Source organism: Halodesulfurarchaeum sp. (genome assembly GCF_036626455.1).
Lineage (GTDB): Archaea > Halobacteriota > Halobacteria > Halobacteriales > Halobacteriaceae > Halodesulfurarchaeum.
Window position 1 is genome coordinate 1 of the sequence record NZ_JAZKRK010000063.1, and the last position, 6551, is coordinate 6551.

The 6551-nt window shown below is 59.5% G+C and carries 5 protein-coding genes, 1 tRNA gene and 2 pseudogenes; 3 read left to right on the forward strand and 5 right to left on the reverse strand.

The features are described from left to right. Positions 1 to 296: pseudogene (locus tag V5A26_RS11050) on the forward strand (hypothetical protein); the annotation flags it as partial. A gap of 357 nt (positions 297 to 653) precedes the next feature. Here the strand turns inward: V5A26_RS11050 and V5A26_RS11440 are convergent. The 3 genes and pseudogenes from V5A26_RS11440 to V5A26_RS11060 form a co-directional block, all read right to left on the reverse strand. Further along, positions 654 to 933: pseudogene (locus V5A26_RS11440) on the reverse strand (type II toxin-antitoxin system RelE family toxin). Then, positions 926 to 1213 (reverse strand): ribbon-helix-helix domain-containing protein, encoded by a 288-nt coding sequence (locus V5A26_RS11055; RefSeq protein ID WP_332322522.1) that lies wholly within the window; start codon positions 1211 to 1213, stop codon positions 926 to 928. Before V5A26_RS11055 ends, V5A26_RS11440 begins: the two are co-directional and overlap by 8 nt. Before the next feature lie 822 nt (positions 1214 to 2035). Then, positions 2036 to 2108 (reverse strand) — tRNA-Pro (locus tag V5A26_RS11060). 133 nt (positions 2109 to 2241) lie between these two features. On the opposite strand from V5A26_RS11060, the gene V5A26_RS11065 reads away from it, so the two are divergent. After that, positions 2242 to 2520 (forward strand): pro-sigmaK processing inhibitor BofA family protein, encoded by a 279-nt coding sequence (locus V5A26_RS11065; RefSeq protein WP_332322004.1) that lies wholly within the window; start codon positions 2242 to 2244, stop codon positions 2518 to 2520. On the opposite strand, the gene V5A26_RS11070 is transcribed toward V5A26_RS11065, so the two are convergent. Together V5A26_RS11070 and V5A26_RS11075 are read right to left on the reverse strand one after the other, a co-directional pair. After that, on the reverse strand, positions 2517 to 4562 hold the full coding sequence (locus tag V5A26_RS11070) for a DEAD/DEAH box helicase (RefSeq protein ID WP_332322523.1): 2046 nt from the start codon (positions 4560 to 4562) through the stop codon (positions 2517 to 2519). The genes V5A26_RS11065 and V5A26_RS11070 overlap by 4 nt on opposite strands. A 43-nt stretch (positions 4563 to 4605) precedes the next feature. Next, complete coding sequence (locus V5A26_RS11075; protein ID WP_332321816.1) at positions 4606 to 4983, reverse strand: cupin domain-containing protein; 378 nt, start codon at positions 4981 to 4983, stop codon at positions 4606 to 4608. 59 nt (positions 4984 to 5042) lie between these two features. Between V5A26_RS11075 and V5A26_RS11080 the strand changes: the two genes are divergently transcribed. Then, positions 5043 to 6242: a CBS domain-containing protein gene (locus V5A26_RS11080; protein WP_332321817.1), complete on the forward strand. Its 1200-nt coding sequence runs from the start codon at positions 5043 to 5045 to the stop codon at positions 6240 to 6242. Positions 6243 to 6551: the final 309 nt, after the last annotated feature.

Here is a 6551-nt window from a genome sequence, read left to right on the forward strand (position 1 = left end):
GAATTGGTGGGGATATTCAACAGGCGCCCCAAGCGAGTCTTACGATGCAGGATGCTGGGGATAAGAATGTCACAGTCACACACCAAGGCGGGGACACCCTCGACCTCACGGAGTATAATTACACTGTGAATGGAGCGACTTCGAGAAGTGTTAGTAACCGATCCGGTGAAAACAGTCTCTCACCAGGCGGATCTATTGAAATGGACGTGGCAAACACCGGTCAGACCACCATCCGGATCATCCACAATCCGTCTGGACAGCTTATCGCCGATTCGACGGTTCGAATCACAAACTGACCGGCTCCGGTTCTCGTTTGTGAGTCGGGTTTCGTTATTTTGTCGCTGTTTTCTCCCGATTAATCGGCCATATCGGAGTTGGCTCTTGGGGGCCGATCAATAGTTTCTCGGAGCGTTTCGATGGTTTCCTCTCGGTCTGTTTCGATTTCACTCATCTCCTGAGGGTGGTCATAGTACTATGCAAGCGTCTGATACACATCTGCGACATCGAGATCATATGCATCAACTGCGGTGGGAAGGCCGTCAGAACGAGGCCCGTTGAGGCTTACGGAAGTACAAGGAGAAAGCCTCGCGCTTTAGCGCGGGGAGGATGTCAACGGATATAGCGGACGTTTTTCCTGTACTCACTCAGCAGCGCTAATCGTCGGCAATATAGGCACCGTCCCGACGTTTGATACGCGCACTAATCATCCGTTTTTCGTCGTTTTTGAAACCACTGAAAGTCGAAACCCCGATTCGAATTTTTCGGTAGGGACTGTTCTTGAGGGGTTCACCGTAGTCAGCCGGGTCACGCCACGGGAACGAGACGATAGCATCGAGTTTTTCCGAGTATCCTGTCTTGGTTCGTGGGATTCAGCTCAGAGAGGTCGCCTTCCGCCTTCGATGAGAGTTCCCATGTCCATGCACCATCACTCATTGCTTGTTCCAAACCGTTGACGGGCCTCCTCAGCATCTACCGTCTGCTCCTCTTGGATGTCCTCTTCGGCTTCAAGGAGGGCGAGGAGTTCGTCACGGTCGAACGCCGGGAACTTGATGGCATCTCGGAGCGTGTACCTGATGAACTCACTCCGGCTATTGAATCCCCGTCCCTTCCAGGTGCCGTCGATTTTTTCGAGGAATGATTCGGTGACTTTGAAATTTACCGTGGCGATTTCGTCCGTGTCATCAGTGCTCGTACCCGCTTCGGACCTATACAAGTGTTACGTCTGTCTTACCGATAATCGTTTCGCCGGAAATCGCCATCGCTGGGTTGGAACTCTACCCTGTCCGGCAGTGATGTCGATACGATACCGAGTTTCAGGTGCGGATGTCTGCGTTCGGTTCAGGTGAGTTGGGTCAATCTGCTCATAAATTTTCGTCAAGAGAATCCTGTGGTGTGGGTTCGTGGATTCGTGGTGCAGCATCGATTGGTTGCCACTGCTGTATTCGGAAAGACAAAAGCGGCAAACCTCCCAGGGTGGGAGGTCAGATCCTACCCGCTCTGGGGGAAGAAAGGACGGACCTCTCCTCTCCATTTCAAGCAAAGGGTGTTCGAGCGTCTAAACCCTTCGATGACCACCGGGAATCATGAATTGGCGCGGACGGACAGTTTGGTTGGGTTTTGGTGGTTTGAGGGCCCACGTTGATTCTCGATTATCGGCGGACATTATTGTGTTAAGGTGAGTAATTGCGTGGGGTCGAAGATCCCTCGGACCGCGCGAACAGCGGCAAATCCGCCGTGAGTGGAGAGTGGTTCGCAAGCCGCTTTGCGGCTTTCGTCATGCCGAGAGGCGCAACGCGCCGCTCGTTGCAATGAAAACGGTGCAATGGGACCAACGAGAAACGACTTCGTCGTCTCTCTCGCTCCCACGTTTCGGGGAGCGGAGGGAGCCGAACCGTGTGACCGCCCGGATTGAGAACCAGCAGTAGAGTCGCTTCGCTCGTCTACTTGTGTTCAAATCCGGGGATGGTCCCACTACAACCGCGAATCCAACGCATCGGACACGCTCCGCGGTCCTCGCGTGTGGATGTCAGAAAAGTGGGACCGCCCGGATTTGAACCGGGGTCACGAGCACCCAAAGCTCGAAGGATACCAAGCTACCCTACGGTCCCTGAACCGATTTACTCCGGGCGCCCCAAAGAGGGTTTCGTTCCGAGCGACCAATCCGGCCCAAGTCACCCAAATCCGACCAAACCCGACTCAACGGACAGAAGACCCTTTTCCCCTGCCCACCACCATAACACCATGGCAACACCCATCGAAATCGGATTACTGCTCCTGGTCGCAGTGGCCGTGATCGTGGCCTACGTCGTGCTCAGAGCGCTCAAACCGTTCATCATCAACGCCGTCCTCGGGCTCCTGGTCCTGGCGGTCGCCGGCTTCCTCGGCTTCGAAGTCGCCGTCTCACCGATTGTGGTCCTTGTCGTCGCAGTCGGTGGGATTCCCGGCGCTCTCCTCGTACTGCTGCTCGCACACTTCGGCGTGCTATTCGCTCCCGCTGCCGCCGGACTCGCCTTCCTCTAAGCTTCCTCGTCGAGGAGCTCCAGATCAGCCACGATGTCGTATGGATCGGTCCCCTTTCTGACGTGATCCAAAATCAGAAATGCCGCGTCCGGCTGGAGGAAGTGGGTGGTGACCGCTCGACCCAGCGGCGTGGGTTCTAATCCGCTGATAAACCCATACTCGATCAGCTTCGAGAGCGCTTCCTTCGTGGGGATATCCCCGAGCATCCGGTCGTTGAGCCGCTTTGCCGCAGTCCCACCGACTGTGACGTTGGCCAGGGTTTCAGCGATCGCCGCGTCCGCGTCGTAATGAGCGATGACGTCCTCCATGTCTCCCTTGAGGAGTGTGAACGCGACCTCATCCTCCGTGCGCTCCATCGACCCGTGGTAGACGCCGTCCGGTTCGACCAATATGAAGACTCGGCCGCGGTCGTGGTAATCCGGGCGGCCCGCCCGCCCGAGCATCTGCTCGAACTCTTGGACCGAGAGCCACTCGATCCCCATCGCGAGCGAGTCGAAGATCACCTGCGAGGCGGGGAAGTCGACCCCGGCGGCCAGAGCTGCGGTGGTCACGACCGCCGCGAGATCCTGTTCGGCGAACTGCCGCTCGACCTGCTTGCGCTTGCCGTAATCGAGCCCGGCGTGGTAGGGCGCGGAGGAATAATCCAACTTGCGGCTGATCTCGTGACAGCGCCGGCGTGAGTTGGTAAAGACGATCGTCTGACCGCGATACCCCTTCGAGGAGGTGGCGTCGAACTCCCGGCGTACCAGTTTGTTCTCGATCCGTGGCTTCTCCTGGCCGTCCGCGAAGGTGACGTGCCGCTCGATCGGAACTGGGCGCTCCTCGAACTCGATCGGCGTGGCGTCCAGCACTCCTGCGAGGGTGCCTGTATTCCCGACCGTGGCCGAGAGATAGATCCACTGGGTGCCACCCGGCCCCCCCTGGCGCTGCTCGGTATAGTACTTCAACCGCGAGATGAGCCCATCCAACCGGTGGCCACGCTCCGGATCTTGCAGCGTATGAACCTCGTCGATGACCACCGTCCCGATATTGCCCAGGTTGCGGCCGGTCCGGAGGGCGTGATCGATCCCTTCGTAGGTGCCGACGATGATGTCCGCGTCGGGTTCGAACGCCACGCCATCCTCGCGAATGCGGCTTGCCCCGACCCGGATGGTTACGTCCGCGAGGTGGCCGTATTCGGCCTGGAAGTCCTCCTCCTTCTGATTGGCGAGCGCAACGAGTGGAACCAAAAAGAGGAGTTTCCCCTCACCTCTGAGCAACCGATTCAGTCCCGCCAGTTCCCCGACCAGCGTTTTGCCGGTCGCGGTCGCGGAGACCACGAGTTGGTCCTCGTCATCGAGCAGTCCGTGCTCGACGGCCAAACTCTGCACCGGGAGCAACGTGTCAAACCGGTCTTCCAGCAGTGCTTGGAGGTCGGGATGAAGTGACAGATCGCTCACAGGGACGTCCGGGATGTCCTCGGTCGTCGCCGAGATTTCGTCGAACTTCGTCAGTTCCGGATCCAACTCCCCCTGGAGTAGGTCGACGATCCGGTCGAGATCACCGACCTCGAAGAGCAACTCCTCGAGTCGCTCTTCGGCGGCCCCCGAGAACCCCCCGGAAAAGGAGAGTTCGCGTTCGAGTTCCCTGGTCGCACAGTCCCGGCAGATGTACTCCGTGCCGGTCTTGATCGCCGTCTCCTCCGTGATCGGGCCGTATCGCCACTGATTGGCACAGAGCCGACAGGTCCGGACCGGTGTCGCTTCGAGTTGATAGCCCGAGAGCATCTCCTGTAACTCGGCCCGGGCCCGTTCAGCGGTCTGTTGGGAAATCCGGATGCGTTCGGCCCGGCGGGCGATCTCGACGAACTCCTCGGGGGCCCGTGGCTCCTCGTCGCTGTCCGTTTTGATGCGGAAGCGACCGGGCCTGGGCCCTGCTGAGGTTTCCTTGAGGTCAAGGACGGCCCGAAACAGTCGCTCGCCCTCGCGCTGGGCGACGACCAGATACTCCCCCTGTCCTTCGTGGAGGAACAGCGTTTCGACGCGTGCAGCCTGCCGGGACACGGGCCGGGGTACGGCGTCGGGGTATTTTAGCGCCCCGTCTCGATCACTCGACCAGTTCGATCTCGTCCTCGCTGTTTGGCACGACACAGATGAACGCCGCCTCTGTGTCGCCGGTGTTTCGATACCAGTGGACTGTCTCGGCCGGAATCAACAGCGAGTCACCCGGTTCCACCTCGTATTCGGTGTCGGTCCCGTCCGCTCGAATGCCTATGATATACTCCCCTTCGAGGACGTACTGCTCGTGTTCGACCGCGTTGGTATGTTTCGGGACTGTTTTTCCCGCTTCGAGTGTGAATCGGCGCATCCAGAAGTTCGGGGCGTCCTGAGCTGCTCCGATGAGCACGCCTTTGTGCAGCCCCTCGGCGGCCGATTGGGACTCGTAATTGATCTCGTCGCTCCCGCGGATGATCGGGCTTGGCATGGAGGCGAGTTCGGTTGCCTGCCCTATACCTTAAACGGCTTTGCCGACAACATAGTGGTATGCGAAGCTTCCGTCTCGGGAGTGCGTTTGGCATCCCGGTCAAGCTCGATATCACGTTTCTCCTCGTGCTGCCGCTGTTCGGCTGGCTGATTAGCACCCAGGTCGAAGAGATGGTGTCGGTGCTCAACTCGCTCCTGAGCCTCCAACTCGACGTTGCGATCCTGACGGCGGGCCCGATGCCCCTCGTGGTTGGGATGATTGCCGCAATTGGTCTCTTTACCGGCGTCCTCCTTCACGAGTTCGGGCACGCACTGGTGGCGATACATTACGGGTTCCCCATCGAATCGATCACGCTCTGGTTCCTCGGCGGGATCGCCCAACTTTCCGATCAACCCGAGGATTGGCAGGCCGAACTGCGCATCGCGATTGCCGGCCCACTCGTGAGCATTGGCCTCGGGATCGGACTGTATCTGGTACTGTTCGTCATACCCGCGACGATGAACGTCCTTGGCTTCCTCGTCGCTTACCTCGCAGTGATCAACCTCGCCCTGGCCGCGTTCAACATGCTGCCCGGCTTCCCGATGGACGGGGGCCGCGTGCTGCGGGCGCTTTTGGCCCGGAAGCGGACCTTCGCCAGAGCGACCCATCTCGCCGCAGAAGTCGGGAAGGGGGTGGCCATCATCCTGGGTATCCTGGGGTTGTTCAGCTTCAACATCATCCTCATCGCGATCGCTTTCTTCATCTATATCGGGGCCGCTGGCGAGTCCCAGCAGACCACGCTCAAAGCTGCCTTCGAGGGGGTAAGCGTCGCCGACGTGATGACCAAAGCCGAGTCGGTGATGACCACCGAACCGGACCGAAGCGTCGCGGACCTGATCGAGTCGATGTTCCGCCACCGGTACACGGGATTTCCGGTCGAGCGCCACGATGAGATCATCGGTATTGTCACCTTGTCCGATGCCAGAGAGGTGGATCCGGTCGAGCGGGACGCGTACACCGTCCGTGACATCATGAGCCCCGACCCCAAGACGATCGAGGCGTCGGCGAACGCGGCCTCGGCGCTCGAGCGGATGCAAAAGGAGTCTATCGGGCGGTTGTTGGTAGTCGACGACCGCGGCGAGATGGCCGGGTTGCTCTCTCGGACGGATCTCATGCGGGCCTTCGAGATCATCAAAACGAGCGGCCTACAACCCGAGGACCGGGGGTTCGAACCGAATCAGCGGTTCGTCGACGGCTCGCCGGACTCGCCCCGGTGGTAATCGGGACTGTGTTTTCGGTGGGTTTGCAACTGGGTTGTCGGTTGGATTGATCTCGAGGTCGTTTGTCTTGAGAAGGGTTCGCGGAGTTGGGTGAGGTGAGACGGTCCAGGTGCGAGAAGTTGAGCCAGAGGAAGACTTCGCTCGCAGGCTCGCTCGTCTTCCAGGGTTCAATTCTCGCACGTTGGCTTGCACTCTGCCCACCGACCGGTTCACGGCGGTCCTGGCGGACCAGCCGTTCACCGGTTCGAGTGTTCTGAGACGGTCCAGGTGCGAGAAGTTGAGCCAGAGGAAGACTTCGCTCGCAGGCTC